Source organism: Streptomyces sp. NPDC048462 (assembly GCF_043200175.1).
Taxonomy (GTDB): domain Bacteria; phylum Actinomycetota; class Actinomycetes; order Streptomycetales; family Streptomycetaceae; genus Streptomyces.
The window spans coordinates 128,113-148,403 of record NZ_JBICXG010000013.1; the positions used below are offsets into that span (position 1 = coordinate 128,113).

At 71.9% G+C, this 20,291-nt stretch carries 20 protein-coding genes; 18 read left to right on the top strand and 2 right to left on the bottom strand.

What is annotated here, in order from left to right; all coding sequences use genetic code 11:
* Window positions 1-169: 169 nt before the first annotated feature.
* From ACGFU6_RS22480 to ACGFU6_RS22545, 14 genes are all read left to right on the top strand, one after another.
* Complete coding sequence (locus ACGFU6_RS22480; RefSeq protein WP_393613222.1) at window positions 170-445, top strand: hypothetical protein; 276 nt, start codon at window positions 170-172, stop codon at window positions 443-445.
* Window positions 442-1,998, top strand: coding sequence for a class I adenylate-forming enzyme family protein (locus tag ACGFU6_RS22485; RefSeq protein WP_393613223.1), 1,557 nt, complete (start codon window positions 442-444; stop codon window positions 1,996-1,998). The genes ACGFU6_RS22480 and ACGFU6_RS22485 overlap by 4 nt, the downstream gene beginning before the upstream one ends.
* The gene (locus ACGFU6_RS22490; RefSeq protein WP_393613225.1) at window positions 1,988-3,298 is read left to right on the top strand and encodes a type III PLP-dependent enzyme; all 1,311 of its coding nucleotides are present in this window, start codon (window positions 1,988-1,990) and stop codon (window positions 3,296-3,298) included. The genes ACGFU6_RS22485 and ACGFU6_RS22490 overlap by 11 nt, the downstream gene beginning before the upstream one ends.
* A complete protein-coding gene (locus tag ACGFU6_RS22495) occupies window positions 3,295-3,558 on the top strand; it encodes an acyl carrier protein (RefSeq protein ID WP_393613227.1) in 264 nt (87 codons plus the stop codon). The genes ACGFU6_RS22490 and ACGFU6_RS22495 overlap by 4 nt, the downstream gene beginning before the upstream one ends.
* A 154-nt stretch (window positions 3,559-3,712) precedes the next feature.
* Entirely contained in the window at window positions 3,713-3,991 is a 279-nt protein-coding gene (locus tag ACGFU6_RS22500) for an acyl carrier protein (protein ID WP_393613229.1), read from the top strand.
* Entirely contained in the window at window positions 3,988-5,187 is a 1,200-nt protein-coding gene (locus tag ACGFU6_RS22505) for an acyl-CoA dehydrogenase family protein (RefSeq protein ID WP_393613231.1), read from the top strand. The genes ACGFU6_RS22500 and ACGFU6_RS22505 overlap by 4 nt, the downstream gene beginning before the upstream one ends.
* A 5-nt stretch (window positions 5,188-5,192) precedes the next feature.
* Window positions 5,193-6,389, top strand: a complete 1,197-nt coding sequence (locus ACGFU6_RS22510; RefSeq protein WP_393613233.1) for an acyl-CoA dehydrogenase family protein — start codon at window positions 5,193-5,195, stop codon at window positions 6,387-6,389.
* Window positions 6,389-7,195 (top strand): bifunctional 2-polyprenyl-6-hydroxyphenol methylase/3-demethylubiquinol 3-O-methyltransferase UbiG, encoded by an 807-nt coding sequence (gene ubiG, locus ACGFU6_RS22515; RefSeq protein ID WP_393613235.1) that lies wholly within the window; start codon window positions 6,389-6,391, stop codon window positions 7,193-7,195. Before ACGFU6_RS22510 ends, ubiG begins: the two co-directional genes overlap by 1 nt.
* A gap of 35 nt (window positions 7,196-7,230) precedes the next feature.
* Window positions 7,231-7,719 (top strand): hypothetical protein, encoded by a 489-nt coding sequence (locus ACGFU6_RS22520; protein ID WP_148083841.1) that lies wholly within the window; start codon window positions 7,231-7,233, stop codon window positions 7,717-7,719.
* Window positions 7,716-8,819 (top strand): type III polyketide synthase, encoded by a 1,104-nt coding sequence (locus tag ACGFU6_RS22525; protein WP_393613236.1) that lies wholly within the window; start codon window positions 7,716-7,718, stop codon window positions 8,817-8,819. Before ACGFU6_RS22520 ends, ACGFU6_RS22525 begins: the two co-directional genes overlap by 4 nt.
* 48 nt (window positions 8,820-8,867) lie before the next feature.
* Entirely contained in the window at window positions 8,868-9,746 is an 879-nt protein-coding gene (locus ACGFU6_RS22530) for a methyltransferase domain-containing protein (RefSeq protein WP_393613238.1), read from the top strand.
* Window positions 9,747-9,780: 34 nt separating this feature from the next.
* A complete protein-coding gene (locus ACGFU6_RS22535; RefSeq protein WP_393613240.1) occupies window positions 9,781-11,277 on the top strand; it encodes an aminotransferase class III-fold pyridoxal phosphate-dependent enzyme in 1,497 nt (498 codons plus the stop codon).
* Entirely contained in the window at window positions 11,274-12,545 is a 1,272-nt protein-coding gene (locus ACGFU6_RS22540) for a phytoene desaturase family protein (protein WP_393613242.1), read from the top strand. Before ACGFU6_RS22535 ends, ACGFU6_RS22540 begins: the two co-directional genes overlap by 4 nt.
* Window positions 12,546-12,584: 39 nt before the next feature.
* The gene (locus ACGFU6_RS22545) at window positions 12,585-13,187 is read left to right on the top strand and encodes an NADPH-dependent FMN reductase (protein WP_393613243.1); all 603 of its coding nucleotides are present in this window, start codon (window positions 12,585-12,587) and stop codon (window positions 13,185-13,187) included.
* Window positions 13,188-13,267: 80 nt separating this feature from the next.
* Here the strand turns inward: ACGFU6_RS22545 and ACGFU6_RS22550 are convergent, their stop codons facing one another.
* Complete coding sequence (locus tag ACGFU6_RS22550) at window positions 13,268-13,651, bottom strand: metal-sulfur cluster assembly factor (RefSeq protein ID WP_393613245.1); 384 nt, start codon at window positions 13,649-13,651, stop codon at window positions 13,268-13,270.
* The gene (locus ACGFU6_RS22555) at window positions 13,648-14,766 is read right to left on the bottom strand and encodes an amidohydrolase family protein (RefSeq protein ID WP_393613246.1); all 1,119 of its coding nucleotides are present in this window, start codon (window positions 14,764-14,766) and stop codon (window positions 13,648-13,650) included. Before ACGFU6_RS22555 ends, ACGFU6_RS22550 begins: the two co-directional genes overlap by 4 nt.
* 133 nt (window positions 14,767-14,899) lie before the next feature.
* Between ACGFU6_RS22555 and ACGFU6_RS22560 the strand changes: the two genes are divergently transcribed.
* From ACGFU6_RS22560 to ACGFU6_RS22575, 4 genes are all read left to right on the top strand, one after another.
* Window positions 14,900-17,113: an MMPL family transporter gene (locus ACGFU6_RS22560; RefSeq protein ID WP_393613248.1), complete on the top strand. Its 2,214-nt coding sequence runs from the start codon at window positions 14,900-14,902 to the stop codon at window positions 17,111-17,113.
* A gap of 157 nt (window positions 17,114-17,270) precedes the next feature.
* The gene (locus ACGFU6_RS22565; protein WP_393613250.1) at window positions 17,271-18,326 is read left to right on the top strand and encodes a ketoacyl-ACP synthase III family protein; all 1,056 of its coding nucleotides are present in this window, start codon (window positions 17,271-17,273) and stop codon (window positions 18,324-18,326) included.
* 103 nt (window positions 18,327-18,429) lie between these two features.
* Entirely contained in the window at window positions 18,430-18,792 is a 363-nt protein-coding gene (locus tag ACGFU6_RS22570; RefSeq protein WP_393613252.1) for a hypothetical protein, read from the top strand.
* A 161-nt stretch (window positions 18,793-18,953) separates the two neighbouring features.
* On the top strand, window positions 18,954-20,174 hold the full coding sequence (locus tag ACGFU6_RS22575; protein WP_393613254.1) for a cytochrome P450: 1,221 nt from the start codon (window positions 18,954-18,956) through the stop codon (window positions 20,172-20,174).
* Window positions 20,175-20,291: the final 117 nt, after the last annotated feature.

The following is a 20,291-nucleotide window of genomic DNA, read 5'->3' on the forward strand; positions in this document are numbered from 1 at the left end:
TGAAGCCCCGCTTGAGCAGGGGGCACGGCCCCCGCCCGGAGCTCGCGGCGCCGTTCGTCTTTAGCAGGGCCAAAGCTGGGGCCCCGAGCATGCAGGCGCAGCCCGGGTGCGGTCACGAAAGCGTTCTCGTACCGGCGGATGGCGGCAACGACGTGACGATGGGAGGAACATGCGCTGGGAAAGCGTTCATGTGGCGGGTGCCGGAGTCCGGTTGCCAGGGGCGGTCACCGCCCGCTCGGCGGTGGAGGCGGGCCGGTACGCCCCCGGGCGGTTCGCCGCCGACGGCCTGCCGGGCCGGCAGGCCGGCACTCGGCCCGGCATCCGATTCGGCGGGGCCGGCCGGAACCTCGCACCCCGGGCCGGCCGCACCTGTGCGGTGGCCGAGATCACCGAGGTGCCGCAGTGGCTTCCCCTGGACGGCACGCGACGCACGGAGGCACCGTGACCACCTTCGCAAGCCCGCCCGCCGAGGTGCTCCCCGACACCACCTTCGTGGCCAGCGACATCGAGAACGCCGCCGAGACCTTCCTGGGCCGCGCGGTCGCCGCGGCCTGCGACGCGCCTGCGGTCCGCGACCGCCGGGGCGTGTGGAGCTACGCCGAACTCGACCGGGCGGCACGGGGGTTCGAGCAGCGCCTCGGTGAGCTCGGGATCGGTCCGGGCGACCGCGTGCTCACCCGGATCGGCAGCGTCAAGGAGTTCCTCGCGCTGCTGTACGGCACCTGGCGCCACGGCGCCACGCTCGTGCCGGTCAGCCCCGCGATGAAGGCGTACCACCTGAGCCCGGTGCTGGCCGACTCCCGGCCGTCCCTCATCGTGGTGGGCGCCGCGGAGCGGGTCGCGGCGGACGGGGTGACCTGGCCGCAGGACACCCCCGTACTGGTCTTCGACGAGATCGACTTCACGCCGTCCGGGCCTGCGGACGGCCCGGCCCGCCCGGTGCCCGCCGACCGGCTGGCCCTGCTCATCTACACCTCGGGCAGCACCGCCGCGCCCAAGGCCGTGGCCTGTCCGCACGCGCCGATCGCGTTCGCGGCCCGCGCGATCACCGCCCGGCTCGGCTACCGGTCCGACGACGTGGTGCTCACCGCGGTGCCGCTCTCCTTCGACTACGGCCTCTACCAGGCTCTGCTCTGCGCGCTCGCGGGGGCGGAACTGCTGCTCTCCGACGCCGACGAGCACGCCAGGCTGCTCGGTTACGCCCGCGACAACGGGGCGACGGTGGTGCCGCTCGTGCCCTCGCTCGGCGAACTGCTCGTCCGCCTCGCCACCCGGGACACCCGGCCGACGAAGGTGCGCCTGTTCACCAACACGGGCGCCGCGCTCAACGCCCCGCTGATCGCCGCGCTGCGCGAGCGGTTCCCCGGCGCGCGGGTGGCCGCGATGTTCGGGACCACCGAGTGCAAGCGCATCACCATCCTGGAGCCGGACGGCGACATCGGCCGGCCCGGCTCGGTCGGGCCCGCGCTGCCGGGCACACAGGTGCTGATCCTGGACGAGGACGGCCGGCCGCTGCCGCCGCTGGAGACGGGCGAGATCGCGGTGCGCGGGCCGCACCTCATGGCCGGTTACTGGCGTGCGCCGCAGCCCACCGCACTGCGCTTCCGCACCGGGGCGGACGGTACGACGACCCTGCACACGGGTGACTACGGCCGGCTCGACAAGGACGGCCACCTCTACTTCCAGGGCCGCAGGGACGACCTGTTCAAGCGGCGGGGCCTGCGGATGAGCGCCATCGAGATCGAGGCCGCCGCCCTGGACGTCGAAGGCGTCCGGGAGGCCTCGCTGCTCGTTCCGGAGACGGACCGCGACATGGTCCTGTTCGTGGTCGGTGAGCTGACGGCACAGGAGGCCGTGGACCGGCTCGCCGAACGCCTGGAGCCGGCGAAGGTGCCGGAGATCTGCCACGTACTCCCGGCGCTGCCGCTGACCCCCAACGGCAAGACCGACCGCAAGCGGCTCATGGCGTATCTGAAGGAGACCGACGGTGACGCATGACCAGCGGGCCCCCCGGCCCGACAGCGGCGAGGAGCTGGCCGGGCGGCTGCTGAGCGACTACGGCAGCCCGCTGTACGTCTACGACCTGGGCCGGGTGCGGCAGGCCTACCGGGACCTGACGGCCGCCCTGCCCGAGGGCTCCCGCCTCTACTACTCGCTCAAGGCCAATCCGCACCCCGGTCTGGTCGCCGAGCTGACGCGGGCCGGTGCCCGCGCGGAGATCACCTCCCGCGGCGAGCTCGCGGCCGCCGTCGAAGCGGGCTGCCCGCCCCACGAGCTGCTGTACTCGGGCCCCGGCAAGACGCCGGGCGAGCTCGACGAGGCGGTCCGTCTCGGGGTGCGCTCCTACTCCACCGAGTCGTTCGGCGACCTCGAACGCGTCGGCGCGGCCGGTGCCGCGCACGGGGTGACCCTGGACTGCGTCCTGCGGATCAACGCGTCCGGCGCGCCGGGTGACGCGGGGCTGCGGATGACCGGCAGCGCCTCGCAGTTCGGCTTCGACCTGGACGTCCTGTTCGACGCCCCGCACCGGCTGCTGACCGAGGGCGCACGCGTCGTCGGGCTGCACTTCTTCCCGCTGACCAACGCCCGCGACGAGGCCGGGCTGTGTGCCGAGATCATCCAGTCCGTGCGGACCGCCGCCGAACTGCGGGACCGGCTCGGCATCGACCTGCGGCTGGTCGACCTCGGAGGCGGCTTCGCCGCACCGTACGCGGTGCCCGGTGAACGGCCCCGCTACCCCGGGCTGAGGGCCGCCGTGAGCGAGGCCCTGGACGAGCACCTGCCCGGGTGGCGCGAGGGCGCGCCCCGGATCGCCTTCGAGTCCGGCCGCCACCTGGTCGGCGACAGCGGCACCCTGCTGACCACGGTCACCGATGTCAAGGACAGCCGGGGCTCCCGCTTCGCGGTACTCGACTCGGGCATCAACCACCTCGGCGGGCTCTCCGGCCTCGGCCGGCTGCTGCCGATGAAGGCCCGGCCGCTGCACACCGACCCCGACGCGGCAACTGAGCGGGTCACCCTGGCGGGCCCGCTGTGCACACCGGCCGACCTGCTGGGCCGCGGTGTGGAGATCGCCGGGCTGCGAACCGGCACGGTGCTCGCCTTCCCGAACGTCGGCGCGTACGGACTCTCGGCCAGCCTGCTCGGCTTCCTCGGGCACCGGACGCCGGCCGAGGTGCTCGTCGACGGCGACGACGTGGTCTCCGCCACCCGCCTCGCCCTGCACCGGCACCAGGTCGCGCCGGACACCGGGCCGTCCCTCCGGACGGCCGGAACGACAACGAAGGAGCTGACATGAGTGAGCACTGGGACCCGGCGTTCGAGGGCCTGCTGAAGGAGATCCTGCCCAGGCTGGCCGAGCGCGGCGAGGTCGGGCCCGACATCAGTCTCAAGGCGGTGGGTCTCGACTCGCTGGCCATGGTCGAGGTGCTGATGACCGTCGAGAACACCTACGGCATCAGCATCCCCGACGACGACCTGGAGCCCGAGGTCTTCACGTCCCCCGCGACGCTCTGGGCACTGGTCGACCGCTTCCGGAAGAGCCAGGCCGCGGCCTGACCCGTACCGCACGCGCAACCGCTCGCGCCGGTCGGCGCAACCGGGACTACAGGGCCCGGGGCCAGCATCGGTACCCACAGGCAGGCACACCCAGACAGAGGATATTCAGGCTTCAGGAGTGAATGTGCAGGACGACCGGGCGCAAGCCTTCTTGATGATACTGACCGAGCAACTCATCGCCGTACGACCCGATACGGCGGACCGGCTGGTTACCGAACACTCCCGCCTCACCGGGGACCTCGGCTTCGACTCGGTCGACCTCGCCGAGCTCTTCGAACGGATCCGGGACGTGCTGGGCGAGGTCGACATCGCGGACTGGCTGGCGATGGCCACCCGGGCCGAGGGCGACACCGTCGGCAGCCTCACCCGTTATCTGAGCGCGGCCGTGACCACGGACGTCCCGCAGCCGATGGTGGCGGGGAGGCCGCGATGACCGTCCTCACCGATGCGGCACCGCGCACGACGGACACGGACTACGTCGCGCTCGCGGCGGAGCTGGCCAAGGGATTCGCCGAGCGGGCCGCCGAGCACGACCGGGAGGGCACCTTCCCGTCCGAGAACTTCCGCGAGCTCGTGGCCTCCGGCTACACGGCCATGACCGTTCCCCGCGAGTACGGCGGCGGGGGAGTGGGCCTGGAGGAGCTCTGCCGGGCGCAGGAGACCCTGGCCGCCGGCTGCGCCAACACCGCGTTCGCCGTCAACATGCACGTGCACGGCATCGCGATGATCGCGGGCATCGGCGGCCCCGGGGCGGAGCGTGCCTACCGGGCGATCGCCCACGAGGGCTCGGTCATCGCGGGCGGTTTCAGCGAGCCCGGCGTCGGCGGCAACTGGTGGCACCCCACGACCAAGGCCGAGCCGGTGGAGGGCGGATACCTCCTCAACGGCCGCAAGGGGTTCTTCACCGGGTTCCCGGCCGCCGACCTGCTGTTCCTCTCGGCCGCCCGGACCGATGACCGGGGCCTGCCCGAGCCGGTCGGCTTCCTGGTCCCCAAGCCCGAGCGCGGGGTCACCGTCACCTCCGAGTGGGACGCGGCCGGCATGCGCGCCACCGGCAGCCACTCGCTGCTGCTGGACGACCTGTTCGCCGCGTCCGACGAGATGGTCGGTGAACCGGGCGCACTGCCCCTGATGTTCATGCAGGGCGTCCACTGGGCCTGGTGCAGCTTCGCCTCCGTCTTCCTCGGGATCGCGCGCGGCGCACTCGACGGCGTCGTACGCGAGCAGCGCGGCCGCACCCTGCACGTCCTGGACCGGACCGTGGCCCATCTGCCCGGGGTGCAGTTCCGGGTGGCGGAGATGAAGACCCGCCTCGCGGCCGCCGAAGCGCATCTGTACCAGGCGGTACGGGCCGACCACGACCGGGAGATCGCGGCGGACCCGCTCGGGCACTACATCGAGATGAGCGTGATGAAGAACAGCGTGTGCCGCCTCGCCCACGAGGTCGTCACGCTCGCCATGCAGGTACAGGGCGGCTCCGCGCTCCTGTCCGGCCATCCCCTGCAGCGCGCCTACCGCGACGTGGTGGCGGGACTGCTCGTACCCCCGAACTCCGACGTCACGGCCGAGTGGGCGGGCAAGCACGCCCTCGGAGTGCCGGTGTTCGCCGAACCCCGATGGGAGGGCTGAGCGCGATGGCGACAGCCGTACAGGACACGGAGCGCGCCGCGCGCTGGGCACAGCTGCGAGCGACCGCGCAGGAGCTGGCCGAACGCTTCGCCCAGCGGGCCGAAGAGGGTTACGACAAGGGCGAGTTCGTCGCGCAGAACATCCAGGACCTGATCGACTCCGGGATCACGGCCGTGAACGTGCCGCGGGAGCTCGGCGGCTTCGAGGCCACGCTGGAGGAGAACACCCGGCTGCTGCGGATCATCGCCGGCGGCTGCGGATCCACCGCCTTCACGCTGGCCATCCACGCCGTTCTCACCGGGTCGATGCGCAGTGATCTGAGCGTGGCCGTGCGCGAGCGCATGTTCGGCGCGGTACGGGACGGGGCGTTCATCGTCGGGCCGTTCACCGACGAGGGGTCGGGCGGCAACTGGGTCATGCCCTCGACGGTGGCCCGGCGCACCCCCGACGGCTTCGTCCTCGACGGGGTCAAGCACTTCGCGACCGGCTTCGACGCGGCCACCCACCTGGTGATCACCGCCGGCCTCGACGACGACCACCTGGAACCGCCGTTCAACCTCGCCGCCTTCTTCGTGGAGAAGCCCGAGCGGGGCGTCGAGGTGATCTCGCGGTGGAGCGGGTTCGCGCTCCCGATGACCGGGTCGCACTCGCTGAAGCTCGACTCCCTGCAGGTCGACGCCGACGACTCGGTCTTCCCCGACGGGCTGACCCCGTTGTTCGTCATGGCCCGTCAGCAGTGGGGGCACTACTGCTTCGCGGCCGTCTTCCTGGGGCTCGCCGAGCAGGCCTACGAGCTCGCGCTGCGGCGCACCCGGGGGCGCTCCACCACGGCGGTCACCGACCTCGCCCGGCTGCCGGGCATCCAGTTCGCGGTGGCCCGGATGCGGTCCTCGCTGGCCACCATGGACGCGCTCCTCACCGAGTACGCGACGCGCCACCTGGAGCCGGGCGACGACCTGCCCGCGTTCGTGGCCGACACCTGCGTGCCCAAGTACTACATCACCAACGAGGCCGAACACGTGGTGGCGACCGCGTTCGAGGTGATCGGCGGGTCCGGCATCCGGGAGGGCTCCCGGATCGGGCAGATCTGGCGGGACGTCAAGGCCGGTCCGCTGCTGCCGTTCACCAACGACATGGCCCGCGAGTTCATCGGCAAGGCGACCCTGGGCATCAGCCCCGTCGAGACACCGAGGTGGGTGTGATGGCCGCGACCGCGGGCGACAGCCGGACCCGGGCGGCCGAAGCGCGCCCGGTGCCGATCGACAACGAGTACTACGAGCAGGTCGGCGACGACTGGTGGAACACCGAGGGTCCGCTGCGCGTCCTGCACGAGATGAACCCGGCGCGTACCGGGTACTTCGACCGGATCCTGCGCAACCGGTTCGGCGGGCGCCCCCGTGAAGAGGTCCGGGTCGTGGACCTCGGCTGCGGCGGTGGCCTGGTCTCCGAGGACCTCGCCTCCCGCGGCTATCCGGTGACCGGCATCGACCTGTCGCCCGGCACCGTGGACGCGGCCCGGCGGCACGCGGAGGCCTCCGGGGTGGAGGTCACCTACCGGGTCGGTTCGGCCTACGGCACCGGGTTGCCGGACGGCTGCGCCGAGGCCGTCGTCGCCTCGGACGTGCTGGAGCACTTCCAGGACCTGCCGGCCGCGCTGGCCGAGGTGGAGCGGCTGCTGGTTCCCGGCGGCGTGCTCCTCTTCGACACGGTCAACCGGACCGTGCGCAGCTACCTGCTGCTGATCCTGGTGGCCGAGAAGATCCTGCGGATCATCCAGCCGGGCACCCACAACTGGCGGATGTTCATCCGTCCCGCCGAACTGAGCACGCTCCTGGCCGAGTCCGGGATGCGCCTCACCGACTCCCGCGGCCTCGGCCCCGCCCGCCCGGTCCCCGCGCTCCTGCCGGACCTGCTGCGCCACCGCCGGCTCGGGAAGTTCACCGTTGGCGGCGATCTGTCGGCCAGCTACATCGGATACGCAATCAAGTCCGGCCCGCATGAGAGCTGAACCGGGCACCGGCACTCACACCTGTGAAGGACACCATGGTCTCCATACGCTCTGCCAGTGCGGTAGCCACCGAAGTCCGGGCCGAGCCGGACACCGTACGCGCGCTGCTCCTCGACGTCGTCGGCTGCGGCGTGCTGATGCCCGGCGTGGAATCCCTGACCGACGAGGGCGACGACGTCTACCACTACGTGCTGGCCACCATCTCCAACGGTGCCGTCAGCCACACCCCCGACCACCGGTCGAGGTTCGACACGACCGAGCCCGGACGCATCCGCTGGGAGCCGGTCGGGGAGCACAACTTCCGCTCCTGGGGCGAGTTCCGTACCTCGCCGGGCAACACGCCCGGCACCACCTACCTGGAGATCGACACCCGCTCGGAGGCGGACGTGAACATCGCGCCCGTGGTGCTGCCGCTGGTCGAGCCGTTCGCCAGGCAGCAGAGCGACCAGGTGACCGAGGGCTTCCTCGACGCGATCAAGGCACGGCTGGAGTCCGCCGGCGCGGTCCTGGAGACCGCGGGATGAACGCCGTGACCGAGACCGCCGCAGGGGCCGGCGCACAGGAGACCCGTGGGGCGGCGCGGATCCTCGCCCTGCGTACCGCGGCGCCGGAGAACGTGGTGCCGCAGCAGAGTGCCTTCGACGAGTACTACCGGGAGATGTTCCGGGACGTGCCCCAGGCCGAGGAGATCTTCCGGGGTTCGGGGGTGCAGAGCCGCCACATGGCATGGGACCCGCGCACCGCCTACGCGGACGGCTTCCCGCCCATCAAGACCCGCATGCTGGCCTGGGAGGAGAACGTCCTGGCCATGAGCCGCCAGACGGTCGGCGGCGTCCTCGACGAGGCGGCCGGCGGCGCCGTGCGCGAGCGGGTCGGCTCCCTGGTGCTGGCCAGCTGCACGGGGTACGCGGGACCCACCCCCGACATCGTGCTGGCCAGGGAGTTCGGGCTGCGCCAGGACCTGCGCCGCACCTTCATCGGACACATGGGCTGCAACGCCGCCTTCAACGTGCTGAAGACCGCCCTGGACGCGGTGGCCGCCCGCCCCGACGAGCTGGTGCTCGCGGGGTCCGCCGAGGTCTGCTCCGTTCACCTGCGACCCGAGTACACGGCCGAACAGGCCGTCGTGAACGCCCTGTTCGGCGACGCCGGCGGGATGCTCCTGCTCGGGGCCGACGACGGTGAGCCGGGCCCGGTCGTGCTCAGCACGCACACCGAGACGCATCCCGAGACCATGCACGCGATGAGCTGGCACATCGAGGACTCCGCGTTCCGGATGACGCTCTCCCCGTACGTCCCGTTCTACCTGTCGGAGAGCATCGACCCGTTCGTCAAGCGGCTGCTGGCCCCGCACGGGCTGGAGGCGTCCGACGTACGGCACTGGGGCATCCACCCGGGCGGCCCGAAGATCATCGACTTCGTCGGCGAGAAGCTGGAGCTCCGCCCCGGGCAGCTCGCGTCCTCCAGGGCCGTGCTCGCCGAGAACGGCAACTGCTCCTCGGCCACGATCCTGCTCATCCTCGACCGGATCCTGCGCGAGGAGCGCCCGGAACCGGGCGAGTACGGCGTGATCATGGCGTTCGGCCCCGGACTGACCATGGAGTCGGCACTCATCCGCTTCTGACCCGCCACCGAATCCCGTTCCGATCCGATTCCGATGGGACCTCACGCCATGACGAGCGCACTGAAGCCACGCTGGGCCACACCCGATCTGCACGCCGCCATCAAGGACCACTACGACGGCCTGATCGAGCTGTACGAGGACCTGTGGGGCGAGCACATCCACCACGGCTACTGGGCCGACGGCGAACCCGACCCGGGCCGGCACGCCGCCCAGGTCCGGCTGGTGGAGGAGCTGATCTCCTTCGCCCCGGTGCCCCGGGGGGCGCGGGTGCTCGACGCCGGCTGCGGCATCGGCGCCTCGTCGGCGCACCTCGCGTCGACCCTGGGCTGCGACGTGGACGGCATCACCATCAGCGAGGAGCAGATCCGGCGCGCCGAGACGAAGGCCGCCGAGGCCGGGGTGAGCGACCGCACCGCGTTCCGGCTGATGGACGCCATGCACACGGACTACCCCGAAGGCTCCTTCGACGTGGTCTGGGCGCTGGAGAGCTGTGAGCTGATGCCCGACAAGAAGGCTTTCCTGGCGGAGTGCTTCCGGGTGCTCAAGCCCGGTGGCACGCTCCTGGTGGCCACGTGGTGCGCCCGCGACGACAAGCTGACGTCCGACGAGTCCCGGCTGCTCGACCGCATCTACCGGGACTTCGTCGTCTCGCACGTGCTGCCCCTGGACCAGTACCGCGACCTCGCGGGCGGCCTGGGCTTCGAGGACGTCCGGACCGTCGACTGGTCCGGACAGGTGCAGGACACCTGGAAGCTCTCCACGGACATCGTCAAGCCCGTGGTCCGCGACCCCTCCATGATCTGGAAGCTCGTCCGGGCCAAGGGCATGGACATCTTCAGGTTCCTCAACTCCGTACCCCTGATGAAGCAGGCGTACGAGCGTGACGTGATGCGCTACGGCGTGCTCCGCGCCACCCGGCCGCTGTGACCGACGCCCCGCCCGACCCTTCCTGGAGAACGTGATGACCACAACCGCCTCCGAGGCGACGTCAGTCGAGTCACTGGTCGGTGAACTGCTCTCGCAGCAGTGGCTGATCGACCTGTTCACCGAGCTGACCGAACGACAGACCGGCTCCGTCGCCGCCACCGGGCGCCTGCGTGAGCTGGACGCGTCCCCCCATGTCTTCTGGCCCTTCCACTCGCCGCAGTTCCCGCTGATGGTGAACGAGGCGCACGGCAGCCGGATCACCGATGTGGACGGCAACACCTACATCGACTGCCACCTCGGCTTCGGCGCCCAGGCCCTGCACGGGCACAGCCCCGAACCGGTCGTGGAGTTCGTCAAGGAGCAGCTCGGGGCCACCACCGGCAACGGCTACTGCCACCCGGTCGAGGCGCAACTCGTCGACCTGCTGCACGAGTTCGTGCCGCACGTCGAGAAGTTCGCCTTCCTGAACTCGGGCACGGACGCGACGGCCGCCGCGATCCGGCTGGCCAGGGCGCACACGGGCCGGCGGATGGTCGCCAAGTTCGAGGGCTCGCTGCACGGAGTCCACGACCTCGGGATGCACAACACGGCCTTCTGGTACCACGGGCACCCCGCGCAGCCCTTCCCCGGCCGGACGGCCGAGGGCGGGATCGAGCGCCAGTCGGCGCTGACCGGGGTGCCGACCGCCGACGCACGCGACCTCCTGGTGCTGCCCAACGACCCGGTCCTCGCCCTGGAGCTGATCGAGCGGCACAAGGACGAACTGGCCTGCGTGCTGACCGAGGCGGCGTCCTCCTCCTTCCCGTTCGTCGAACACACGGTGCCGCTGCTCAAGACCGTGTCCGAGGCCTGCCGCCGGCTGCGCGTCCCGTTCGTCCTCGACGAGGTGCTGACCGGCTTCCGCTACGGACCCGGCGGCGCCGCCGCCCACTTCGGCATCGAGGCCGACCTGTACTGCTACGGCAAGGTCATCAGCGGACTGGGCATCCCGCTCTCGGCCGTCGGCGGCCGGGCCGCCCTGCTCGACCACATGCAGACCTCGGGGCTCCCGCTGACCGACATCGGGCGCAAGACCTGCGTCCAGACCACCCACGCCGGCAACCATCTGGCGCTCTCCGCCTCGTACGCGAGCCTGCGGCTGCTGCACGAGCAGCGGGACACGTACTACACGCAGACGCGCGCCAAGGTCGCCATGGTCCAGCAGCGGCTGGCCGACTTCAGGTCCCGGACCGCCATCCCGCTGCGGCTGGTCGGCTTCGGCGACTTCATCGGCTCGTTCGGCTTCCTGGAGAAGGACAGCTACGACGACTACCGGACGTTCGCCGGCTCGGTCAACCCGATCGCGTTCTTCCTGCTGACCCTCATGCTGCGCAAGCGCGGCTTCTACACCCTCAGCCTCCCGATGCTGTTCACCGGCGGCGCGCACAGCACCGAGGACCTGGAGGCACTGGTCACGGCCGTCACCGACTCGGCGCTCGAACTGGACAAGCACGGCTTCCCGTTCATCCTCCCCGGGGCCGGACAGCAGTGAGCCGGGGGCCGGACGAGCGGGCGGACGCGGTCGTCGTCGGCGCGGGGCTCACCGGCCTCGTCGCCGCGGTCCGGCTGGCGTCCACCGCCGGGCCCGGCCGCCGGGTGGTGCTGCTCGAATCAGGCAGTGAGGCCGGCGGCCGGGCCCGCACCACCGAGCACGACGGCTACCGGCTCGGCCTCGGCCCCCGCGCCCTGTACCGGAGCACCCGCAAGCAGCTGGAGGCCCTGGGCGTCCGCGTCCCGGGCAGCGCCCCCGACCTGGCCGGCGCCCTGGCGCTGCGCGACGGGCAACTGCACCCCGGATACGCCGCGGCCGGCCCGCTGATGCGTACCGGGCTGCTCTCGGTACGCGAACGGGTGGCCGTCGCACGGCTGCTGGCCCTGGCGGGCGCGCGCTCCGGAGGGGCCGGGACGGACGCCGCGCGGTGGCTGGCCGACCGGCTGCCCACGGAGCGCGCCCGCCAGGCCGCCTTCGCCGTGCTGCGCATCAGCTCCTATGTGGGCCGCCCCGACATGATCGGCGCGGATGCGCTGGCCGCGCACTTCGCCGAGGCGCGGCGCGGGGTGCGGTACGTGGACGGCGGCTGGCGCACCGTGGCCGACGCGCTGCTCGAACGGGCGGCCGCGCTGGGCGTGCGGCTGCGCACCGGAGTCAGGGCCGAGTCGGTGGAGGGCGGGGCGACCGCCTACGTCACCACGGCCGGCGGCCCGGGGATCCGGGCCCGCGCGGTGGTCGTCGCGGGGCTGTCCCCGGGCGCCGCGGGACGGCTGCTGGAGCGTCCCGGCCTCGCGGACGGGGCGGGCCGCCCCCTGCACACGGCCTGCCTGGACGTGGCACTGAGCCGGCTGCCCGACCCGGCCCGTTCGCTCGTCTTCGGCGTCGACGAACCGTTGTACCTCTCCGTCTTCTCCAGCACCGCCCGGCTCGCACCCGCCGGGGGCGCCGTACTGCACCTGGCGCGGTACGACGACGGGACGGAGCCCGGCGCCCGCGAGGTGCGGGCCCGGCTGTACGCCATGCTGGACAGCTGCCAGCCCGGCTGGCGCGAGGTCCTGGTGCACGAGAGGTTCCTGCCCAGGATCACCACCATGACCGCGTTGCCGGAGGCACGGCTCGGCGGGCTGGCGGGCCGGCCGGGGCCGGCCGCGGCCGACCGGCCGGGTGTCTTCCTGGCCGGCGACTGGGTGGGCCCCCGAGGCCTGCTCGCCGACGCCGGCGTGCTCAGCGGGGTGCGGGCCGCGCAGGAGGCGGCCGCCCGGTTGTGAGTCCGATCCGACCCGACCCGACACGATCCCGGAGTCGTCATGCGTCCGATCCGTATCGCCGCCGTAGGCGGCTCGTTGCGTTCCACCTCGGTCTCCGCGGCCGTGCTGCGCGCCTGTGCCGCACGTGCCCGGCTGGCCGGCGCCCACGTCACCCTGCTGACCGGTCCCGATCTCGTGATGCCGCTGTACGACCCGGACGCCGTCACCCGGTCCGGGCCCGCGCTGCGGCTGCTGGAGGCGCTGCGGAACGCCGACGGTGTCCTGCTGGCGAGCCCCACGTACCACGGTGGGATGTCGGGTCTGCTGAAGAACGCCCTCGACCACACCGAGGACCTGGCGGGTGACACCCCGGGCTATCTGGACGGGCGGGCCGTGGGATGCCTCACCGTCGCGTGGAACGACGTGGCCGGCGCGTCCGCGCTCGCCGGGCTGCGGGCCACCGCGCAGTCGCTGCGCGGCTGGACGGTCCCGATGGGGGTGGTCGTGAGTGCCGGCACGGAGTTCACCGAGGCGGACTGCGCCGACGCGCGTACCGCCCGGCGGCTGGACATCCTCACCGGCCAGGTACTGGACTTCGCCCGGATGCGGCAGGGCCGGGAGGCGGTGCGCCGGGAGCGGGAGACGGCCGGCGCGGCCCGGTAGCCGCAGCGCGCGGGACCGGGAACGGAAGGGGCCGGGCATCCGACAGGATGCCCGGCCCCTTCCAGGTGCCCGTGTCCCGCTCAGTCGCTGTTCTCGTTGACACTGACCAGCGGCAGGCTGTGGCGGTCGGTCGCCCGCGCGGCGGCGAGCAGCTCGCGCCCCTTGTCCGTCATCAGCTCCGGACGCCAGATCGTGCCGCCGTCGAGGTCCACCTTCACCGCGGTGATGCCCGGTACGGCGCCCACCTTCTGCTCGACCGACTGCATGATCGTCGGCACGGCCATGCAGAACGGGGCCGTGAGGCTGATCCGTACCGTGGCCTGACCGTCGTCGTCCACCGCCACGTCGCGCACCAGGCCGAGGTCGATCAGGCTCATGGGGCGCTGCCAGGACTGGCTGCAGGGGTCGTAGACCTCGCAGAGCGCCGCGCGCACCCGCTGTCCGGCGGGCAGCTGCGGGCTCATGCGGCGACCTCGGATCCGGGGGTCCACAGCTCGGGCTGCGATTCCCGCCAGTAGGACCACATCGGGCGCATGCCGTGTTCCGCGCGGTAGGTGGCGAACTCGTCGTCGCGGATCTTCTCGGCGGCCGACGGCAGGTCGATCCCCGCGATGCGCGCGTAGTTGCCGGCGAGGAAGCCCGCCCGCTGCTCCTGGGTGATCTGCTCCAGGCCGAACCGCTCCAGGATCCGGTCGGAGAAGGTGAGCCGTGCCATCTTCTCCAGCACCGGCTGCGGGTGGAAGTGCAGGGCGCCGGAGGCATAGATGATCTTCTCCGCGCCGCCGAGCGAGATGAGCTGGGCGAGCGCCTCCTCCACGTACCCCATGCCGTGCGCCAGGACGGCCGAGGTGATCTCCAGGTTGGCGTACACGTTGGGCAGTCGCATGAGCGCCATGGCGACCTCCTCCACGAAGGGCGGAAGTCCCGCGTGCACGATCTCGAAGGAGAGGTCGATGTGGCGGATGGCGACCGTCTCCAGGTCGTCGATGCCGAACGGGCCCAGCGGGACGAGGCCGTTGGGGACGATCTTGTGAACGGCGATGATCTTTATGCCCAGTTCCTTGGCGAGCTCGAAGAACGGGGTGAACTCCGGGTCGTCGAGCCGCCAGCTGTGGTCGGGCGAACCCGCGTTGGGGTACACCTTGATGCCAATGGTGCCCGGCAGCAATTCCACCTGCTCGCGCAGATCACGCATACACGTCTCGACGCCGAGCAGCGGATTGATCCCCGCGTACGGCACCACCCGCTGGGGCCACTTCTCGGCCAGAACCCGGTTCTTCTCGCCGTTGCACAGACCGTCCTCGAAGACGCTGTCGATGCGCAGCCGGTGATTGACGGCCATGTCCACATCGGACTCGGAGAACAGGGTCCAGGCCAGCAGTTCCGGTGGCCAGTCGGTGCAGAACGCCTCGCGCGGTATCGATGATCCCTTCGTCGCGAAGCGTTCGTGCATGCCCCACAGCATCTCCCGCAGCGCGAATGCGTGCAGGTTCGGGAATTCGCCGTCTTTCTTGAGGTTGCTGTCCGCGACATTGTAGGGATGGACCGTGGCATCAATGACGAACATATTGTCGATCAACTGGATCTCCCGTCACAGCAGTTGCCGGCCGATACGGTTCTGGATGCGGCCGGGGCGAGTGTCCGGCAGGGGACTTCAGCGGGGCTAAAGCAGGCGCGTCCAGACTCTGCGCAACGACGGAAGGTGAGGATCCATGTTCTCTGCCCTGGGCTCAGCGCTGCATACCAGGCGGCGTGCCAGCCTCTTACTGGCCGTGCTCGCCACCGTGCTGGCCGCACTCTTCGGCGGCGCGGTGCAGAGCAAACTGACCAATGGCCTCTCCGACTACGACGATCCGGGCGGTGCCAACGTCGCGGCCCGCAAGGTCATCGAGAAGGCCACCGGTATCGACGCCCAGCAGGGGTACGCCCTGCTCGTCCGTACCGACGCGGCCCTCGGCGCGAAGGACGCGAAACCGGCCCGGGTGGCGGCTGCGGCCGCGCTGCTGGACGCCCGGCCCGAGGTCGAGCAGGTCATCGACTACGCCTCAGCGTCCAACCCCTCCCTGATCTCGGACGACTCCCGCAGCACCCTGGTCATCGGCTCGGTCGGCCCGATGAAGGAGTCGGCCACCATCGACGCGGAGAGGGCGCTCCAGAAGGCCATCGAGGACGACCCGGCGCTCCGCGGGAACGTCTGGCTCGGCGGACCGACCCCGGGCCACGTCCAGGTCGCGGACGTGTCCAACACGGACCTCGCCAAGGCCGAGACCCTCGCCCTGCCGTTCATCCTCATTCTGCTGTTCCTGGTGTTCCGCGGCGTGGTCGCCGCACTGGTGCCGCTCGTCGGCGCGGTCGTCTCGCTGCTGCTCACGCTGGCCGGGCTGCGGCTCGCCACCCTGTTCATGGGCGTCTCGACGGGAGCTCTCAACCTCGCCTTCGCCCTGGGCCTCGGGCTCTCGGTCGACTTCGGGCTGCTGATGGTGTCCCGCTACCGCGAGGAACTCGCCGTGCACGGCGCGGGCAGCGAGGCGATCCGCCGTACGGTGGCGACCGCCGGGCGCACCGTGCTCTTCAGCGCGCTGACCGTGGCCGCCGCGCTCGCCTCGCTCATCGCGTTCCCGCACCCGTATCTGCGGTCCATGGGCCTCGCGGGCGTCATCACGGTGGTCTCGGCCGCGCTGTTCGCCCTGCTCGGGCTGCCCGCACTGCTCGCGGTCCTGGGCCGGCGCGTCAACGCCCTCGCCCCGCGCCGCTGGCAGCGCGACATCTCGGCGAGCGAGGCGGCGGGCAACCGCTGGCACCGGCTGGCCTCGGCCGTGATGCACCGGCCCGTGGTCGTCGCGGTGGCCGCCACCGCGGTACTCCTGGTGATCGCCTCGCCGGTGCTCGGCATCAAGTTCACCGGGGCGGACGCCTCCACGCTGCCGTCCGACACCAGTGCGGGCCGGGTGGCCCAGGCCCTGGACCGGGACTTCGGGAAGCCGCCCGCCTCGCCGATGCAGATCGTCATCGACACCGGCGCCGGCGGCGCCCCGCTCACCTCGTACGCGGAGCAGATCGGGTCGGTCCCGGGCGTCGAGTCGGTCGGGGCCCCGTTCCGTCTCGACAGCGGGCACTGGGAGATCGACGCGGTGCTCGGCGGTGCGCCGCTGAGTACCGGGGCCAAGGAGGCGGCGGACGCGGTCCAGGCCGTCGAGGCACCTTCCCCGGCCCGCTACACCGGGCTGACCGCGGACTTCCTGGCGCAGCAGCAGAGCATCGGTGACAAGCTGCCGCTCGCCGCGGGCATCCTCACCGTGGTCACGCTGCTCCTGCTGTTCGCGTTCTGCGGCTCGCTGATCCTTCCGTTCAAGGCGCTGGTGATGAACTTCCTCTCCACGGGCGCCGCCATGGGCTTCCTGGTCTGGGTGTTCCAGGACGGGCACTTCGGCTTCGCCGCCCAGAACGGCATCGAGGTCACCACACCGGTCCTGGTCTTCGCCCTCGCCTTCGGCCTGTCCACGGACTACAACGTCTTCCTGCTCGGCCGCATCAAGGAGGGCAGGTCGGCCGGGCTGGACGACCGGACGGCGGTGGCCGAGGGGCTCGCCAGGACCGGCCCCGTCGTCACGTCGGCGGCCCTGCTGTTCTGCCTCGCGGTCGGCGCGCTCGCGCTCTCCCGGCTGGTCTTCATCAAGGAGCTCGGCCTCGGCACCGCGTTCGCCGTACTGATCGACGCCACCGTGGTGCGGGCCCTGCTCGTGCCCTCCCTGATGGCGCTCCTCGGCAGCGCCAACTGGTGGGCCCCGGGCCCGCTGCGGCGGCTCCACGAGGCCCTGCACCTCGACCGGATGGAACCGGCGCACGCCGGGCCGCCCGCCGGGGAAGCGGCCCGCGCGCCGGAGAAGGCGGAGAAGACGGAGCAGCCCGCGGCAAGCGCGTCCTGACCCGTCCCGCCCCGCCGGTGGACGTGCGGCCCGGGATCCCGAGCGACAGGGATCCCGGGCCTTCGCACGGCCGACGCCGCACGGCCCTGCTCTTTAGCCGGGCCAAAGCCGTTGTGCCGATGATCCTGGCAAGGTCCGTGTCGAGAGGAGCGATCCCATGCGCTGGGAGAACGTCTATGTGGCGGGAACGGGAGTGTGGCTGGCCGAGCCCGAGTCGGCTCGCACCGCCGTGGAGGAAGGCCGCTACGACGCGGAACAGGCGGAGCAGGACGACCTGATCTCGGTCTGCGTCGCCGACGAGAGCACCGCGCCGCCCGACATGGCGGTCCAGGCGGCCACCACCGCGGTCAAGCGATCCGGTCTGGACGCCTCGGATGTGGATCTGCTGATCCACTCCGGCATCTGGTTCCAGGGCGTCGAGATGTGGCCGGCCGCGTCGTACGTCGCGGGCCACGCGCTGGGCCGGGACGCGACCGCGTTCGGCGTCCAGCAGGAGTGCAACGCGGCGATGGGGGCGCTGGAGCTGGCCGCCCGCCAGATAGACGGCCGGCCGGACGGGGCGGCCGTGGTCACCACCGCCGACCGGTTCGGCGCACCGCTGATCAAGCGGTGGAGCAGTGAGCCCGGCTTCGTCTACGGCGACGGGGCGACCGCGATCGTGCTGTCCGGCCGGGGTGGCGTCGCCCGGCTGCTGTCCACCGCCAGTGGCTCGGACAACGCCATGGAAGCGGTGGTGCGCGGCGCCGAGCTGAAGGCTGTTCCGACCGGCGAACCGCTCGACCTGTCCGGCCGGGTGAGCCACTTCATGCGTACCAACGCCGGCGGTTTCCGCGCGGCGACGCAGCGGGTCGGCGCCGTGGTGAAGACGGTGGTGGACACCGCCCTCTCCGACGCGGGCATCGGCCGGGACGAAGTGGCGCGGGTGGTGGTGCTGGCGAGCGGACGCAGCCGGATGCAGTGGCAGGTGCCGCAGCTGCTGGACATGCCGTTCGAGAAGTCCACCTGGGACTTCGCCCGCCGTGTCGGCCACCTCGGCGCCGGCGACCAGATCGCCGCCCTCAACCACCTCCTGGAGCACCGTCAGCTCGCTGTCGGCGACCGGGTGCTGATGGTCGGCGGGGGATCGGGCTTCAGCTGCACCTGCGCGGTGCTGGAGATCACCGGGCAGCCGGACTGGGCGCCGGTCGGCCTCGGCGAAGCGCTGGCCGCCTGAGAGGTGCAGGCGTCGGACCTCTCCGGCAAGTCCCGTGACCACCCTGCATACTGACGGTCCGTAGTGTGATCGCTACGCCGAATGACACGGAAAGAGGGACGACATGACACCAGTGAGCTCCGACGCCGAGCCGAAGTCCGCATCCACAGCCGGACGTCTCGCCTGGGGACTGCTCGGGCTCTTCCTGCTCGTCTGGACGGTCTTCGAGGCGGTGAAGCACACCGGTCTCACCATTCCGCTCGCCGTGATCGGGCTGCTCGTGCCCTTACTGGCCAGGCTCGCGCCGAATTCGGCGGCCCTCCAGCACGTGGTGCTGCGCGTGTGGATCCCGCTCGCCATCATGGTGGTCTGCAGCGCCATTCCCGGCCCCGCCGAGGACACCGCCGCCCCCTTCACCTTCGGGATGGCCTGGCTGACGCACATCGCCCTGAGCCGGGCCCTGGGACGCGGGCTCCCCCCGACCTGACGGACCACCGGCTCCACCCCGCAGGCCCGCGACCACTCCAGGTCGCGGGCCTGCCGCGGGTCCGGGCCGGCCCGGGGCGCGGCGGCCTTTACCGGGCCGCTAGCCCCCGCTGGGAGCGTGGGTCGCGAACGACCGTCACCCACAGAAGGAGTATCCAGCCCATGGACAGCACCGCGTCCGCCGTCGGCCAAGACGAGCTTCAGTACCCCTTCCGCCGCCCCTCGGCGGTGCAGGTTCCCCCCGTCTACGAGGAACTGCGCGCCCAGTGCCCGGTGGCCAAGGTCCGGCTCCCCAGCGGGGACGAGGGCTACGTGGTGAGCCGCCACGAGGACGTCCGCGCGGTGCTGGGTGACGCGCGCTTCAGCCGCGCGGCCACCGTGGAGCCGGACGCGCCGAAGCTGACCAACCTGCCGCCCATGCCCGCGAGCCTGTTCACCATGGACCCGCCCGAGCACACCCGGCTGCGCCGGCTGGTGTCCCGTGAGTTCACCGCCCGCCGGGTGGAGAACCTGCGCCCGCGCATCCAGGAGCTCACCGACGAGCTGCTGGACAAGATGGAGAAGATGGACGGGCCGGTCGACCTCAACACCGTCTTCGCCTTCCCACTGCCGGTCATGGTGATCTGCGAGCTGCTCGGTGTGCCCTTCGAGGACCGCGACAAGTTCCGCGGCTGGTCGGACGCGTTCGTCTCGCTGACGTCGATGTCGCCGGAGGAGATGAACGCCAACCGCATGGAGTTGTTCGGATACCTCGGCCAGCTCGTGCAGCGAAAGCGCGAGGAGCCCGGCGACGACCTCATGAGCGCTCTGGTGAACGCCCATGACGAGGAGGGCAGCCTCAGCGAGATGGAACTCATCGTCATGGGCATCACGCTGCTGGTCGCCGGCCACGAGACCACGGTCAGCATGATCGGCACCTGCGTGCTGACCCTGCTCCGTCACCCCGAGCACACGGCCGCGCTGCGGGAGCGCCCGGAGCTGATGGTGCACGCCGTCGAGGAGCTGATGCGGATCAACCCCATCGGCGACGGCGGCCCGTACCGGATCACACTGGAGGACGTCGAGATCGGCGGCACACTGATCCCGAAGAACAGCGGCGTCATCGCGGCGACCAGTTCGGCCAACCGGGACGCCGACCGCTTCACGGACGGCGACCCGGACACGTTCGACCCGACTCGCCCCTCGGCCACCGGGCACCTCGCGCTCGGCCACGGCGCGCACTTCTGCCTGGGCGCCGCGCTGGCTCGGGCGGAGCTTCAGATCACGCTCTCCACGCTGCTGCGCCGCTTCCCGAACCTCGCCCTTGCCGACGAGGTGGACAACCTGCGGATGACCACCGGGATGATGGTCCACGGCCTGGAGCGGCTGCCGGTCACCTGGTGACAGCCCCGCACCGCGGGGGGGGGGGGGGGGGGGGGGGGGGGGGGGGGGGGGGGGGGGCGGGGCGGGGCGGGGGGGGGGGCGGCGGGCGCGGGGGGGGGGGGGCCCGGCGGGGCGCGG